The following is a 15690-nucleotide window of genomic DNA, read 5'->3' as shown; positions in this document are numbered from 1 at the left end:
CCATCCGTGTCCACGCGCTCGGCGCGCCGGTCACGTGAGTTCGCGCTTGAGGATCTTTCCGGTGGAGGTCATCGGCAGCGTCCGCACGACCTCGACGATGCGCGGGTACTTGTAGGCGGCCATCTGCTCCTTGCCCCAGGCGACCAGCTCGTCGGGGCGGGCCTCCGCGCCGCGCTCGAGGATGACGAACGCCTTGATCTCCTCGCCGTGACTCTCGTGCGGCACGCCGACGACTGCGGCCAGGCTGATCGCCGGGTGCGTCATCAGGACCTCCTCGACCTCGCGCGGGTACACGTTGAAGCCACCGCGGATGATCAGGTCCTTCGCCCGGTCGACGATGTAGTAGAAGCCGTCCTTGTCCCTGCGGGCCAGGTCGCCGGTGCGGAACCAGCCGTCCCTGACGGCTTCGGCGGTGGCCTCGGGGCGGCCGTGGTAGCCCTTCATCACGTTGTGGCCCTTGACCGCGATCTCGCCGACGGCGCTGCCCGTGCCGTCGTCCTCGACCTCCGACCAGTCCGCGTCGACGAGCTTGACCTCGACGCCCCAGATCGGCACGCCGATCGACCCGGGACGGGGCTCCCGCGCCGGATCGCTGAAGGTCACCACCGGCGACGTCTCGGAGAGGCCGTAGCCCTCCAGGACCTGGACGCCCAGCCGCCCCCTGACCTGCTTGATGAGTTCCGCGGGGAGCGCGGCGCCGCCGGAGACGCCGACGCGCAGGTTCCGCGCGATCCCCTCGACATCGACGTCCTCGGTGAGCGCCTGCAACAGGCCCCACCACATGGTGGGGACACCCGCGAAGACGGTGATGTCCTCCCGCTGCATCAGGGACACCGCCTGCCGGGCGTCGAACCGCGGCAGCAGTATCAGCGTGCTCGCCGTCGAGAAGCCGGCGTTCAACTGCACGGTCGCGCCGAAGGAGTGGAACAGCGGCAGCACGACCAGATGGGTGTCCAGAGCCGGCCGGTTCTCCAACAGCTGGTTGACCGCCAAGGCGTTGAGCACCAGGTTGGCGTGGCTGAGTTCGGCGCCCTTCGCCTGCCCCGTCGTACCGCTCGTGTAGAGCAGCACGGCTGGGTCGTCCCCCGACGTCCCGATGCTGTCGAACGTCGCCGCGGTGCCCCGCAGCGCGGCGCCCATGGTCTCGACGCCCTCGATCGGGCTCTCCGCCGCGGGGTCGGCGGTGATGAGGAAGAAGTGCTCGCAGCCCGGGGTCTCGGTCAACCCGGCGTGCCCCTCCGCACCCATCGGCAGGCCCTCGCCGCCCTCGAAGCAGAAGTACGCCTTCGCCTCCGAGTCGGCGAGGTGGTAGGCGACCTCCCGGCCCTTGAGCAGGATGTTGAGCGGTACGACGACGGCGCCGGCCTTGAGGATCCCGTAGTAGACGATGGGGAACCAGGGCACGTTCGGACAACTGAGCGCGACCTTGTCGCCGGGCCAGACGCCGCGGTCGACCAGGAGGTTGGCGACCTGATTGGCGGCGGCGTCGATCTGGGCGTAGGTGAGACGCGTCGTGCCGAGGACGACCGCGTCCCGGTCCGGGTGCGTGCGGGCGGAGTCCTCGAGCAGGACCGAGAGGTTCAGCATGGTGCCATTTCCGGAAAGGTGGACCGGGCCAGGCCGCGGAGGAACAGAACACGCGGCCTGGCTCGGAGCGGGTGGGGGTAACGCGTGACTCGATGCGGGTGTCACGACTTCCGCAGGAGCCGGTCGAGGGCCTCGGCCGTCGCCTCGACGTCGGCGGTGGTGTGCGCCGTGCTGAGGAAGACCTTGCCGGACGGCATGAAAAGGAAGCCCTGCCGCAGCATCCCTTCGAGGATCACCGCCCAGAGCCCGCTCGTTCCGTGAAGCCCCGTGGCGCCCCCGGCGGGGACGTATTGGAGGAGCGAGCCGACCCGGTTGAAGCTGCCGAAATCGGGCGATGAACCGAGAACGGTGCCGACGAGGGCTTCGAACTCGGACGAGGTCCGTTCGAGTTGCTCGTAGACCGCGGGCTCGGCCAGGACGCGCATCGTCGCCGCGACGGCCGCCAGTGCGATCGGGTTGGCGTTGAAGGTTCCGGCGTGAACGACCCCGGACGTCACCTGATCTATCAGATCGGACCGGCCTACGACGGCGCTCTGGGTGAAGCCGCCGGCCATTGCCTTCCCGAAGACGGACAGGTCGGGAAGGACGCCGTACTTCTCGGCCGCCCCGCCCCGGGCGATCCGGAACCCGGCGATCACCTCGTCGAAGACGAGGATGACGCCGTGTCGGTCGCAGAGGGTCCGCAGCGTCGACAGGAACTGCGGCGAAGGCGCTTCGACGCCGGCGTTGCTCATCACCGGGTCGACGAGCACGGCCGCGATGTCGCACTCGACGGCCTCGCTCAGCAAGCGCTCGGCCAGCTGTACGTCGTTGAAGCGCGCCACGACCAGGTCGTCGAGGACGCTGGCCGACTGTCCCGCCCCACCGGGGGTGGCGGGGCGATCGCAGTCGTCCTCGGACATCCCGGCGTACACGGTGTCGTGCCAGCCGTGGTAGCTCTTGGCGAACTTGAGGACGCGGCGCCGCCCGGTGGCGGCGCGCGCGAGGCGCAGCGCCACCTGCACCGCCTCGGTCCCCGTGTTGCTCCACAGCAGCCGCTCGCCGTGCGGCACGGCCTCGAGGACCGCTTCCGCCGCGAGGTACTCCAGCGGGTGGCCGGTGCCGACGACTTGCATCTTCTGCGCGACCTCGGACACCGCTGACAGCACGCGCGGGTCGCTGTGACCGAGGACGAGCGGACCCCAGGCCATCACGTAGTCGACGTACCGGTCGCCGTCCAGGTCCCAGACATGTGCGCCCCGCGCCTCGCGCACGAAGAGCGGATGGGGTGGCATCGCGGCGCGCAGGCCCGACCCCACGCCCCCGCCGACGCTGCGGCGGGCTCGCTCGAAGGCCGAGCGGGATGATTTCAGGGCCATGAGATCGCCCCTGCCTTTCAGTACGTGATCACCGAGCGGATGCCGATGCCGCGCTTCATCTGGTCGAACGCCTCGTTGACGTCCTGCAGACCGATCACGCTCGTCACAAGGGAGTCGAGATCGATGCGGTCGTTCATGTAGTGGTCGATCAGCAGCGGGAAGTCGGAAGCAGGCTTGCTGGAGCCGTAGTTCGAGCCGATGAGCGAGAGCTCCTGATCGGACATGACGAAGGGGTCGATGGAGACCTTCAGCCCGTCCGCCACCTGCCCGGCGACCACCGCCGTGCCGCCCCGGGCCAGGACCTCGTAGGCCGCCTCGATGGTGCGGGGCAGTCCTATGGCCTCGATGGCGATCTCCACACCGCGTCCGTCGGTGAGCTGCCGCACCCGGTCCGCGAAGTCCTCGCGACCGTTGTTGATCAGGTCGGTCGCGCCGAAGACGCGTGCCTGCTCCAGCTTCTCGTCGGAGATGTCCGCGGCGATGATCTTCCGCGCGCCGGCGAGCCGGGCACCCTGGATCGCGTTCAGGCCGACGCCGCCGCAGCCGAGGACCAGTACGGTGTCGCTCGGCCGCACGTTGGCGGTGTTGACGGCCGCGCCGACACCGGTCGTGACGGCGCATCCGACCAGAGCCGCCTGCGGGAACGGGGCGTCGTCCCGGACGGCGATCGCGCCCGACTCGGGCACGAGGGCGTACTCGCCGAACGTTCCGAGGCCCGCGAAGCTGAGGACGTCGTCCCCACCGGCGGACGTGATCCGGGACCGGCCGTCGAAGGACAGGTGGTTCGCCGAGTGCCGGCTGACCATGTCACAGAGGACGGGCCTGCCGCTGATGCAGTAGCGGCAGCGGCGACACGAGGGCGTCCAGGACAGCACGACGTGGTCGCCCTTCTTGAGCGTCGTGACGCCCTCGCCGACGCTCTCGACGATCCCGGCTCCCTCATGGCCGAGGATCATCGGCGTAGGAACCTCCCATTCGCCCAGGAGGACGTGGAGGTCGCTGTGGCACACCCCGCTCGCCCGGAGCCGCACGAGCACCTCGCCGGGCGGAGGCGTCGAGGGGATCGTCACTCGCTCGATGGTCAGCGGTTCGTTCGGCGTCCTGAAGACGGCGGCGTCGAACTCGATCGTCATGAAAGTCTTCCTTCCGTGTGGTGGGGCGGTCACGTCCGAGCGGTGCGGATGAGCTTCTTGTTGGCGAACTCGTCGATGCCCGCCCGTCCCAGCTCGCGGCCGAAACCGGACAACTTGACGCCACCGAAGGGAAGTTCCGCGCCGTCGAGGCCGACGCCGTTGATGAAGACCATGCCGGCCTCGATCCTGTCGGCGACGCGCAGCGCCTGCTCGGCGTCCGTCGTGAACACGTAGGAGCCAAGGCCGTACGGGGTGTCGTTCGCCAGCTCGACGGCCTCGTCCTCGGAACCGACCCGGTAGACGGTCGCGACGGGACCGAAGAGCTCCTCGGCGGCCGACGGCGACGCCGGGGAGAGGCCCGTCAGCACGCCGGGCGGGAAGTACGCCCCCTCACGCTGCCGTGCGGAAACGAAGGTCGCCCCCTCGGCGACGGCTCGCCCGACCTGCTCCTCGACGTACTCGGCGGCGGCGACCGAGGAGAGCGGCGCCAGGTCGTCGGTCAGTGCGAGCACCTTCTCGGTGAACCTGTCGAGGAAGGCGTCGTAGAGGTCCTCGGCGACGATGAAGCGCTTCCCGGCGTTGCACGCCTGCCCGGCGTTCTCGAACCGCGCCTCGACCGCCGCCTGGACCGTGGCGTCGAGGTCGTCGGTCGACAGCACGATGAACGGGTCCGAGCCGCCCAGTTCGAGCACCACCTTCTTGAGGCTGCGTCCGGCCTTCTCGGCGACCTCCGCGCCGGCCCGCTCCGAACCGGTGAAGGAGACGCCCTGCACGCGGGGGTCCGCGATGGCGCGGCCGATCTGCTCGCCGGTGGCGTGGACGTTGACGTAGCAGCCCTGAGGGAAGCCGGCGTCCGTGAACAGCTGCTGGAGAGCCGCGGACGACTCCGGACACTGCGACGCGTGCTTGAGCACGATGGTGTTGCCCAGCGCGAGGTTGGGCGCGGCGAACCGGGCCACCTGGTAGTACGGGTAGTTCCAGGGCATGATCCCCAGCAGCACGCCGACCGGCTGGCGGCGGACGAAGGCGGTGCCCTCTCCCTCCAGGAGCTCGATCGGCTCGTCGGTGAGGAACTTCTCCGCGTTCTCGGCGTAGTACCGGTAGATCGAGGCACTGAACTCGACCTCCCCGACGGCCTCCTCCACCGGCTTGCCCATCTCCCGGTGGATGATCTCGGCGAGCTGCCGGCTGCGCTCGTCGTGCAGGGTGGCGACGGCGTGCAACAGCTGGGCGCGCTGTGCCACGGAGGTCTGCCTCGACCAGTGCGCGTAGGCCTCCGCCGCCGCGTCGAGCGCCGCGTCGACGGTCTCGTCCGTCGCGGTGGGGTACTCCTTGACCAGCTTGCCGGTGGCCGGCTCCACCACCGCGTACACGTGCCTTTTCGTCATGCTGACTCCTTGTGGATGTGACGGGTTCATGCGAGGGCCCCGGTCGCGGGGGCCGGGTTCGCGTCCGACGCCGCGTTGCGGTCGTGCAGGGCGCGGTAGGCGTGGAAGTAGACGAATCCCTGGGTGCCCCAGGTCGCCAGCGCGGCGGTGTAGAAGATCGTGCGGTTCACGTCGTCGAACGGCAGGGGGAAGAAGTCGTACGTGATCGCGATGGTGGTCCCGGCGGCCGTGACCAGTCCGGTCCAGACCGCCGGCCACCTCTCGCCCGCGCTCCAGAGCCGTTTGACGAAGTAGCAGAGGAACACGGCCGTGAGGAGGTTGACGACGACGTAGAACACGGAGACCCAGAACGCGGCACGGTCGGTGTGGAGATCCGCGCCGTGGAGGGGGCGGAGGAACAGGGCGGCCACGATCGCGACCCCGAACACGGCGACGTCGACGCTGCGGCTCGGCTTGTAGCGATGGGTGACCTTCATCAGACCCAGGATCAGGATGAGGGTGATGCCGACCGACCTGGAGAACGCGTCGAAGAAGTACGCCACGTCGTACAGCACGCTGTCGCTCTTGGCCCCGAGCAGCGACCAGAGCAGGAAGTTGGTGCCCGACGTCGCGACGACCATCCACTCGAGACCCAGGAGGTAGTTGCCGTAGCGGCGGATGAATCTCCAGCCGTAGAAGTAGCCGGCGAAGATCATCCACAGGTCGGCCAGCAGGAACAGCGTCTCCTTCATCGGGACGCCCCCTCTCGGACGTCGCGAGTCAGCAGGGTGAGGACGCTCTCCGCGGTGCGCTGGCCCGTCAGAACCGCGCCGTTCATGGTTCCGGCCCATTCCCCGGCGGTTTCGGAGCCCGCCCAGTGGACGCGCCCGTGGGGCTCGCTCAGCGCCTTGCCGAAGCTCGTGGTCGCGTAGGGGGCGACGGCGGGATTGGGGCCGCCCGGGGCGAAGGGTTCCGCTCCCCAGCAGTGGTCCACGTAGTCGATCGGGGCGAGCGCCTGCGGACCGTAGAGGTCGGCGAGTTGCCGGACCACCCGGTCGCGCCGGGCCCCGGGGCTGAAGCCGTCGAAGACGCGCGGATCGCAGAAGGCCATCAGGACGCCCGGTCCGCCGGGGGCGGGGGACACGTCGAAGGTGATGAACACGGTCCCGGTGTCGGTCACCGCCTCACCGGAACAGCCCTCCGCCCTCCAGAACGGCCTCTCGTAGGCCACGAACGCCTTGCTCAGCACGCCCATGCGCCAGGTCCGCGTGAGCCCTTCGCCCTGCTCGGACAGAGCGGGCTCGAAGGTGATGGCGGCGCGATGCGCCGGCGAGGCCGTGACGATCGCGTACCGGGCCCGGATCTCGCCGGAGTCGGTGCGGACGGTGACGCCGTCGTCTTCCTGTGCGATGCGGCGCACCGGTGTCTCCAGGCGCACGCGGTCGCCGAGCCGCTCCGCCACCCGCTGGGCGATCTCCTGGGTGGTCTCGACGATCCGGTCCTGCTGCTGGCCGCCCTCGACGTCCAGCATGTGGTCGAGTCCGCCCGCCGAGCGGATGTAGCGCAGTGCGTGCAGCAGGGAGACGTCTCCCGGGGTGCAGCCCCACTGCACCTTGCTGATGACGGTCATCAGCGCACGGGTGCCGGGCAGCGCGTTCTTCCGGTCGAGCCACTCGCCGAACGAGACGGCGTCGAGCCGGCCGGCCCCCGGCGTTTCCCACGCCGCGTCCACGTCGACGGTCGCGACCAGCTTGTTCACCGCCGCCTGCATGCGCGCCATGTCCACCAGGGCCGCGGGGGAGACCTTGGGAATGGTGCCGCTGTAGGTGCGGCGCCGGCCCGCCATCCACAGCACGTTGCGGCCCTGGGCGAACTGGTCGGTGGTGGTACACCCCACCCGGCTCGCGAGGTCCCGGACGGCGGTGTGGCGCCGGGCCACCCACGTCGCTCCGAGGTCGACCTTCACGCCAGCCACCTCGCCGGAGAACGAGCGGCCTCCCACCCGGTCACGGCCTTCCACGACCAGGACGGATCGCCCCGTGCTCACCAGTCGCTCCGCCGCGCTCAGACCGGCGAAACCGGCACCGACGACCACGACGTCGACCGTGGTGCTCCCGGAGCGGGGCTCACGAGATCCGGACATGGCTGCCTCCTTCACCCACGCGGTTCGCGTGCTGCGCGATGTAGGTCGTGATGGGGCCGACGAGGGACTCGGGGAGGTGATGGCCCATCCCGGGAATGACCACGTGCTGTGCTGAGCGGATCGCCTGGACTGTCGCGGCGCCGCCGCTCGGGCTCACCAGTGGGTCCCGGTCGCCGTGGATGACCAGCGTCGGGGCGGTGATCCGGCTCAGATGGGCCGTCCGGTCCCCGGAGCGCTGGATGGCCTGGATCTGGCGCGCCGTGCCGGCCGCCGGGTCGCCGGCGCTGCGGTCCCAGCCGCGCGCTGCGATGGCCGCCTCGGCCGCGTCGTCGATGGGGTGCCCCGTTCCAGCGATGTGATGGGTGAGCCGCAGGTGGGCACGGACCGCCGCGGTTCTGTTCCTCGCCGGCGGGGCGGCGAGGAGCCGGATCGTCGACAGGGCCGGCTGACCGACCTTGCGCGCCCCGGTCGTGGAGTAGAGGGAGGCCAGCGACAGGACCCGCTCGGGTGCTGTGGCCGCGATCGTCTGCGCGATCATCCCTCCCATCGACCGCCCGACCAGGTGCACCCGCGCGATCCCGAGATGGTCGAGTACGCCGACGGCGTCCTGGGCCATGTCAGCCAGCGTGTACGCGTCGCCGCGCGGACGCGCGGCGATCTGACGCCAGATCCCGGGCGGGGGCGCGGCGACGAACGTCGACTGGCCGGCGTCGCGGTTGTCGATCGCGACGACCCTGAAACCGTGGACGGTGAGGGAGCCGACGAACGAGTCGGACCAGAAGGTGAGGTCTTCGCCCAGTCCCGCGATGAGCAGCATCGCGGGGTCGTCCTTGTCGCCGTGGTCCCGGAAACAGATCGTCATTCCGGACGGCAGGGTCGCGTACTGGTCGGCGCTCTCGACGGCGCTCGTCTCAGGCACGGGTGGCTCGCCTCCCGCCGTGTGCCGGCGCGGCCGCCCGGCGGGCGCCGAACCGGAGGTTCTCGTCGGCCACCGGGCCGCGCAGCGCCCTGGCGTCCTCGGGGTAGGACATCGCCATCCGCCAGGGCTTCTCGGGGCCCTGCTTGGGCATGAGCTTCTCGCCGCGCTTGGCGTATCCGGCCTGGAGGTCCATGACGGGCCTGCGCTTCGTCCCCGATGGCGCGACCGGAACCACCGTGTCGAATCCGCGGGCGTCCATGTGCCTGACCAGGTCGATGAAGTAACGGCACATCAGGCTCACCTTGAGCGTCCAGGACGAGGTGGTGTAGCCGATCGCCATCGCCCAGTTCGGCATCCCGCTCAGCAGCATGCCGCGGTAACAGAGCGCGTCCGCGATGTCGACCTGATGCCCGTCGACCACGAGGGGCATGCCGTCGAAGAGCCGAAGGTTCAGCCCCGTCGCCGTGACGATGATGTCGGCTTCCAGTTCCTCACCCGACGCCAGGACGATGCCGCGCTTGCTGAACCTCGCCACGGCGTCGGTGACGACGGAGGCCCTTCCGTCCTTGATCGCGTCGAAGAAGTCTCCGTTCGGCGCCACACACACCCGCTGGTCCCACGGGTCGTACGGCGGGTTGAAGTGCTTGTCGACGTCGAACCCCTTGGGAAGGCGCTTGACGTTCTCGCGCCGGATGAAGGCCCGTCCTGCCTTGGGGAAGGTCCGCAGGCCCTTCACGACGGCGTGTTCGGTCCAGATGTTCTTGAACCGCGTCACGGCGTACCCGCGCTCTTCCCCGAGCAGCTTCGTGAGCGCCAGGGCGACCTTGTCGACGCGGGGGAGCGCCATGACGTAGGTGGGGGTGCGCTGCAGCATCGTCACGTGCCGGGCGGCGCCCGCCCCGGTGGTCATGGCCGGCACCAGAGTGATCGCGGTCGCGCCGCTGCCGATGACGACGACCTTCTTGTCGCTGTAGTCGAGTCCCTCGGGCCAGTGCTGCGGATGGACGATCCGGCCCTCGAACTCGTCCCGTCCCTGGAACTCCGGGGAGAACCCCTCGTCGTACCGGTAGTAGCCGGTGGCGGCGAAGACCCATCCCGCGTGGATCGTCCTGGTCCGGGTCGCTCCCGTGGCGGAGTCCGACGTCCGGACGGTGAGGGTCCACCGTGAGTCCGCCATGGACCACTCCGCGCGGACGACCCGGTGGCCGAGCCTGAGGACGCGCTCCAGGCCGTTCTCCTCGACGGTCTCGTGGAGGTACTCCTTGATGAGGGGGGCGTCGGCGATCGCGGCTTCGTGGCGCCAGGGCTTGAACGCGTATCCGAACGTGTGGAGGTCGGAGTCCGAGCGGATGCCGGGATAGCGGAACAGGTCCCACGTGCCTCCGATGTCGTCGCGCGCTTCCAGTACGGCGAGCGACTTGTCGGGCAGCTCCCGGCTGAAATAGGTGGCCGCGCCGATCCCGGAGATTCCGGCTCCGATGATCACCACGTCGAATTCCTCGACGGCGTCCAACACCTCAGCTGTCATGGCGTTTCCTCGCTGTTCCTGTGGCGGTTACCTCACTGTCGCGAGCCGCGACCGCCTGCGAGAACGACAGCGGGCACCTCCTTCGCCAGGGCTCGGTGCACGATGCACAGGCGGACCGGGCCGTTGCGCCCGTACGGTGTCCGACGTTCGGGCGGAGGCCCCGGTGGAGCCTGGGGCTCGGCCCTTCCGGGGGGCGGCCGGAGACGGCCGTCCAGCGGCGTCTTGCTGCCGCAGCCATTGCAGGAGCAAGACCGGGGTGGTAGAGGTTTCCCCCCGCTGTTTAGTGGTAGTAAACAGCGGGCTCGTGGTCATGCGGGGAGACCGAACCCGCTGTCGTCACGACCTCGCCGCGTGCCGGGACCCACAGGTGTATCGAGTCGCGGGGGATCGCCGCCGTCACTCCCGCGATCGCCGCCGTCGCTCCCGCGATCGCGGCCGAGCAGAAGCGGCCGACGACCCTGAGCCCGCACGGGGCCGCGTCTTCTCGGGCGGCAGGAGCCGCCTCCTGCCGCTCCGGCTCAGCCACCGCGAGGGAGCCGCACCTGTTCGTTCGCGCAGGCGTACCGCTCCACGCATTCCTTCACCCACCCATGACGAGCCGGTACCGGCCCGTGAGCCGAAAGGTGATCGCGATGACCGACCTCTCCAAGACAGGGCACACCGAAGCACCCGGCGGTGAAGCGGGATCGGGCAACCCGCTCCACCGTGGGCTCGGCGTGTCGCAGATCGTTTTCATGGTCGTCGCCGCGGCGGCACCGCTCGGCCTCGTGGCCGGCGGGGTGCCGCTCGCCTTCGCCGTGAGCGGCAGCCCGGGGATGCCGCTGTACTTCGCGCTGTCCACCGTGCTGCTGCTGGTCTTCGCGGTCGGCTTCACGCTGATGGCCGGACGGGTACGCGACGCGGGCGCCTTCTACGCCTACGTCCAGGCGGGGCTCGGCCGCATACCCGGCCTCTCGGCCGCGACCCTCGCGCTCTTCTCCTACACGCTGCTTCTCGTCGGGGTGAACGCCTATGTCGGGGTCGCGACGAGCAACGTCATCGAGCGGTACGCCGACGTCGGCTCCCCGTGGTGGGCCTGGGCGCTCGTCTCGCTGGGCGTCATCGCCTTCCTCGGCTACCGCGACATCGAGCTGAGCGCCAAGGTGCTCGGTGCCGTGCTGGTACTGGAATTCCTGCTGCTCCTGGTCATGGACGCCGGCATCGTGGGCCACGGCGGCGCCCACGGCCTGACGGCCGAGCCGGTGTCGCCCTCGATCGTGGGCACCGGCTTCCTGGGCCTCGGTGTCATGTTCGCCCTCTTCGGCTTCATCGGCTTCGAGGCGACGGCCGTGTTCCGCCACGAGGCGAAGGACCCCGACGTCACGGTCCCGCGGGCGACATACGTCGCGATCCTGGTGATCGGAGCCTTCTACTCGTTCACCGTGTGGGCGATCGTGGTGGGTTCCGGCGTCGACGCCGTGGTCGGAGCCGCGCAGGCCGACCCCGAAGGTCTGGTCCTCACGCTGACGCGGAGCTACGTGGGGTCCGTATGGGCCGACACCATGCAACTCCTGCTGATCACAAGCCAGTTCGCTTGCGTACTGGCCTTCCACAACGTCGTGACGCGCTACCAGTTCGCGCTGTCCCGGGCCGGCGCGCTTCCGGCGTCGCTGAGCGTCGTTCACCCCCGGCACCGCGCGCCGTCGGCGTCCTCGGCCGTCGCCTCGGCGGTCGCGTTCGTCACCACGCTCGTCGTCGCCTCGCTCGGCCTCGACCCGATCGGGGACCTCTACGCGTGGTTCTCCGGCGCCGCCACCCTCGGCATCGTCCTGCTGATGGCGGCCACCAGCCTCGCCGTCGTCGGCTTCTTCCGGCGCGCCGACGGGCGGCAGCCGGTGTGGCGGACGGTCGTGGCCCCGGCCGTCGCCTTCCTCGGCCTGGCCTGCGTGGTCTGCATGATGGTCGCCAACTTCCCGCTCCTCGTCGGCACCACCACAGGTGCCTGGGTGATCGGCGGCCTCGTCGCCCTCTCGGCCGTGGCCGGCGCGGTGCAGGCCCTCGTCCTGCGCGCGCGCCGACCGGCTGTCTACGAGCGACTCTGAGCGACGTGCCGGTCAGCTCATGAGCGCAAGGGCGCGGCCGGTCTGTGCACCGTGCACCGCCCTCGGAGAAAGCCGGTGCCCAGTGTCGTTCTCACCACGGCCGTGGCCTGTGACAGTGGGGTACCAGGCAACCGCCACCGGCGAAGTCCGGTTTCGCCGAGCACCGTGTCGTGGGCGGGCCGACCGAGGCGCCCGAGGGAGTGACGTTGAAGAATCGGACTGTCGTGGTGGGGCTCGGTGCCACTGGCCGGGCCATCGCCTCTTCCTTGCTGCGACGCGCGGACGTGGAGATCGTGGGAGCGGCGGACCGGGACCCCCGCGTGGTCGGTCAGGACCTCGGAGTGCTCCTCGACGGCGTCGCGAACGGTGTCGTCGTCGTGAGCGACCCGGCCGAGCTGCCCGCCGCCGACCTCGCGATCGTGGCGACCGTCTCGGATCTGCACAGGGCGGCCGACGTCCTGCTGCCGCTGCTGGAACGTTCGTACAACGTTCTGAGCATCTGCGAAGAGCTGGCCCATCCATGGCGGAGCCACCCCGATCTGGCCCGGCGGCTCGACGACACGGCGAAGGCGCACGGCGTGACCGTCCTGGGCAGCGGGGCGAACCCGGGCGTCCTGATGGACACCCTTCCTCTCCTCCTGACCGCACTGACCCAGCGTGTGGAGAGCGTGCGGATCCGCCGGCGGACGAACATGTCACGCTACGGCGCGATCCTGTCGAAGTTCGGCCTCGGTCTGACCATGCGCGAGTTCGCGACGGCTCGCAGCCGGGGCGAGGTCGTCGGGCACCACGGCTTCGAGCAGGCCATCGGGGCGCTCGCGGCAGGGCTCGGATGGGACCTCGACGCGGTGGACGTGGGAGAGGTCGAACCCGCCGTCGTGACGACTTCGCCGCGCGTCGGGGACCACATGCGTATCGAACCGGGGCAGATCGCGGCGGTCACTCACGCCGCCCGGGGCGTGCTCAAGGGCGAGGTGGTGATCGATCTGGAGATCACGTTCGGGTTCTTCGAGGCGGCCGACGAGGTGGCCGCGGGCGACGACTACCGGATCGTCGGAGAGGAGCAGGTCGTCGACCTCCGTTCCTCCGTGGGCTTCGATTCCTTCCTCAGCACCGTCGCGGCAGCGGTCAACGCCTCCACCGCGGTCGTCGAGGCGCGTCCCGGTCTCCTGACCATGGGGGACCTGCCCGCCCGTTCGGTCGCGGCCAAGGGAGAGCGGCGAGCGGGCCGGGCCTCGCTCGGGGTCACGACTTCTCAGGACTGAGAGAGCACGACGTGGGGCGGACGCCCCACCCGGAAGGAGATCGGGACAGCATGAGGACCGACAGCACGAAGTACACCAGCTTCACCGGCTGGATCGACCCGCCGGACGACGTGCAGCCCGCGCTGGACGGTGATCTCACCTGCGACATCGCCGTCATCGGCGGCGGGATGGGTGGCATGGCGGCCGCCCTGCGCCTCGCGGAGCGCGACCAGGACGTGGTCCTGCTGGAGGCCGAGTTCTGCGGCTACGGCTCGGCCTCGCGCAACGGCGGTCAGATCGCCGGGGCGCCGGGTGGCGACCTGCGGATGCTCAGCCTCCAGTCCCCGAAGAAGATGCCGGTCATGGCCAAACTGGCGGAGCACGCGGGCCGCTACGTGGAAGACCTCATCACGAGGCACGACATCGACTGCGACTACGTGGCGAACGGCCTGGTGTGGGGTGCGGTCTCACCCCTCATGATGCTCAGGGTGCGTACCCAGGCGGCGATCCTGCGCGCCTTCGGTGGGGGCGGGACCGTCGGCAGCAGAGAGGAGCTCGGCCTCCCCGCCGGCTTCGTGGGCGGGATGCGGGAATCCATCGGGGGGATGCTGAACCCGGGCAAGCTCGCCCGTGGTGTGCGCCGCGCGCTGCTCGCCTCCTCGGCCAAGGTCTTCGAGCGGACGCGGGTGAGCGATGTCCGGCGCACAGGGGCCATCGTCGAGATCACGACACCGCGCGGCACGGTGCGGGCCAACAAGGTGCTGCTCGCGACCAGCGTTTACGGCGGCGAGTGGGACATCACGCCCAAGAACCTCGCGACGCCGCTGTACGTCATCGAGATCGAGTCGGAACCCATCGCGCCGGAGAGGCTCGCCGCGCTCAACTGGACCAGCCGGTCCGGCATCATCACCCAGCACCAGTTGATGACCCACTACCGGCTCACCGAGCGCAACACCATCGTCTGCGGGGTCCGCAAGGCGCAGCGAGGCCAGACCTACCCGCTCCCGGACCGGGTCCCGGACCCCGCTGTCGTGCGGGACATGGGGAAGGATCTGGCCAACCGGTTCCCGTCGCTGTCCGACGTGGCCATCGAGCGGGCCTGGGGCGGTTGGATCGGCATCAGCCCGGACTGGCTGTCGGTCGCCGGGCAGGTGGGTGACAACGTCTTCTACGCGATGGCCTGCAACGGCCACGGCCTCTGCCAGGTGCCGTACGTGACCCACCAGCTCGCCGACTACATCGTCGACGGTCAGATGTCGGACGACCTCGCCGGCATCTGGTCGGACGCCCCGAAGTACTCGTCGTCGATGTCGCTGCTGTTGCAGCCGTTCGTCCTCCGGGCCGTCTGGGGGCTGGACCGGTTCAACGACTTCTTCAACGGCAGCAGGACGCGGGCCCGGCGGACGCTCCGCCGTGGCAGGCGCGGGGGTTCCTGAGGGTTCGGGCGACGCCTGCTCCGTGACGACGCGGTGTGAGATCGCCACCCGCTACGACAAGACCGCCCGGTCCTGCGAAACAGCCGCCGCCCTCGCTTCACTCCTGACACGGGCCCGGCATGCGACGACAGGATCTAGGCGGGCCTTCGCGCGGCGCGCGGCAGGGGAGGCGACAGGACCCAGAGGACCTCGCTCACCGTCGCACCCGGATTGTCGAACTCGTGAAGCGTCTGGCCGGAGAACGACGTGGACGCCCCTGCCGACAGCATCCGGGTCTCGCCCCCGACGATCAGACGGGTCGAACCGCTCAACCCCATCGCGAAGATCGTGGCGGTGTCGAGCCGATAGGGCCCTCCGGTACCCCCGCCCGGCTCGATCACGGAACGGAAGACCTGGAACGCCGTGGTGCCGGCGGGCGTGAGCAGGTACTCGGCCACGCCCTCACCGCCCATGCCGATCCGGCTTCCGCCGTCCACGACGTGCTCGTCGGGGTACGCGAACAGCTCCCCGACCCCGATCCGCAGCACCTCGCAGACGCGCAGCAACGTCGGGACGGACACGCTGGTGAGCCCACGCTCCAACTGGCTCAGAAAGCCCTTGGTGACCTCTGCCCGGTGCGCGACCTCCGTCAACGACAAGCCGCGGTCGAGCCTGATCTTCCGCAGCTGCGCGCCGGTGGACGCTTCGAGGGCGGCGGCGCCCCGTTCCGCTCCGTCTGCCGTCCCGCCGTCACCGATGGACATGGTGTGCTCACCGCCCGTCCCGAGGCCGAGGTCGTGTGCCTGTCAGGTGACGGGCCGACCCGGACGAGTCCTCTCCGTGGCACGAGGCTAAGGCATGCGCTCCAGGGGCGGCCGGTGCGCCCCTGCGCAGGGGGAGGGGGCGATGGTGTCG

Annotated in this window: 13 protein-coding genes; 3 read left to right on the top strand and 10 right to left on the bottom strand. The window is 70.1% G+C overall.

Annotated features, from left to right (window positions below; all coding sequences use genetic code 11):
• Window positions 1-30: 30 nt before the first annotated feature.
• From ACFYNX_RS13915 to ACFYNX_RS13875, 9 genes are all read right to left on the bottom strand, one after another.
• Window positions 31-1587 (bottom strand): long-chain fatty acid--CoA ligase, encoded by a 1557-nt coding sequence (locus ACFYNX_RS13915; RefSeq protein WP_388661293.1) that lies wholly within the window; start codon window positions 1585-1587, stop codon window positions 31-33.
• 101 nt (window positions 1588-1688) lie between these two features.
• Window positions 1689-2945: an aspartate aminotransferase family protein gene (locus tag ACFYNX_RS13910; protein WP_388661290.1), complete on the bottom strand. Its 1257-nt coding sequence runs from the start codon at window positions 2943-2945 to the stop codon at window positions 1689-1691.
• Window positions 2946-2962: 17 nt separating this feature from the next.
• On the bottom strand, window positions 2963-4078 hold the full coding sequence (locus tag ACFYNX_RS13905) for a Zn-dependent alcohol dehydrogenase (protein ID WP_388661287.1): 1116 nt from the start codon (window positions 4076-4078) through the stop codon (window positions 2963-2965).
• 29 nt (window positions 4079-4107) lie between these two features.
• Entirely contained in the window at window positions 4108-5466 is a 1359-nt protein-coding gene (locus tag ACFYNX_RS13900; protein ID WP_388661284.1) for an NAD-dependent succinate-semialdehyde dehydrogenase, read from the bottom strand.
• Window positions 5467-5492: 26 nt separating this feature from the next.
• The gene (locus ACFYNX_RS13895) at window positions 5493-6197 is read right to left on the bottom strand and encodes a transporter (protein WP_388661283.1); all 705 of its coding nucleotides are present in this window, start codon (window positions 6195-6197) and stop codon (window positions 5493-5495) included.
• Window positions 6194-7588, bottom strand: coding sequence for a flavin monoamine oxidase family protein (locus tag ACFYNX_RS13890; protein ID WP_388661280.1), 1395 nt, complete (start codon window positions 7586-7588; stop codon window positions 6194-6196). The genes ACFYNX_RS13895 and ACFYNX_RS13890 overlap by 4 nt, the downstream gene beginning before the upstream one ends.
• Window positions 7572-8507, bottom strand: coding sequence for an alpha/beta fold hydrolase (locus tag ACFYNX_RS13885; RefSeq protein ID WP_388661277.1), 936 nt, complete (start codon window positions 8505-8507; stop codon window positions 7572-7574). Before ACFYNX_RS13885 ends, ACFYNX_RS13890 begins: the two co-directional genes overlap by 17 nt.
• Window positions 8500-10035, bottom strand: coding sequence for a flavin-containing monooxygenase (locus tag ACFYNX_RS13880; protein ID WP_388661274.1), 1536 nt, complete (start codon window positions 10033-10035; stop codon window positions 8500-8502). The genes ACFYNX_RS13885 and ACFYNX_RS13880 overlap by 8 nt, the downstream gene beginning before the upstream one ends.
• A 280-nt stretch (window positions 10036-10315) precedes the next feature.
• Window positions 10316-10561: a hypothetical protein gene (locus ACFYNX_RS13875; RefSeq protein ID WP_388661271.1), complete on the bottom strand. Its 246-nt coding sequence runs from the start codon at window positions 10559-10561 to the stop codon at window positions 10316-10318.
• A gap of 190 nt (window positions 10562-10751) precedes the next feature.
• Here ACFYNX_RS13875 and ACFYNX_RS13870 point away from each other — a divergent pair, with 190 nt between their 5' ends.
• The 3 genes from ACFYNX_RS13870 (at window position 10752) to ACFYNX_RS13860 (ending at window position 14796) form a co-directional block, all read left to right on the top strand.
• A complete protein-coding gene (locus ACFYNX_RS13870; RefSeq protein ID WP_388661268.1) occupies window positions 10752-12116 on the top strand; it encodes an APC family permease in 1365 nt (454 codons plus the stop codon).
• A gap of 266 nt (window positions 12117-12382) precedes the next feature.
• Entirely contained in the window at window positions 12383-13381 is a 999-nt protein-coding gene (locus ACFYNX_RS13865) for a dihydrodipicolinate reductase (RefSeq protein ID WP_388661265.1), read from the top strand.
• Between the two features lie 50 nt (window positions 13382-13431).
• The gene (locus ACFYNX_RS13860) at window positions 13432-14796 is read left to right on the top strand and encodes an NAD(P)/FAD-dependent oxidoreductase (RefSeq protein ID WP_388661262.1); all 1365 of its coding nucleotides are present in this window, start codon (window positions 13432-13434) and stop codon (window positions 14794-14796) included.
• A gap of 134 nt (window positions 14797-14930) precedes the next feature.
• On the opposite strand, the gene ACFYNX_RS13855 is transcribed toward ACFYNX_RS13860, so the two are convergent.
• Window positions 14931-15539 (bottom strand): helix-turn-helix domain-containing protein, encoded by a 609-nt coding sequence (locus tag ACFYNX_RS13855; protein WP_388661259.1) that lies wholly within the window; start codon window positions 15537-15539, stop codon window positions 14931-14933.
• Window positions 15540-15690 lie beyond the last annotated feature (151 nt).

Source organism: Streptomyces sp. NPDC007872, from assembly GCF_042868165.1.
Classification (GTDB): Bacteria; Actinomycetota; Actinomycetes; order Streptomycetales; family Streptomycetaceae; genus Streptomyces.
The sequence above is the reverse complement of the archived record's forward strand: the minus strand, read 5'-3'. Positions and strand labels throughout refer to the sequence as shown.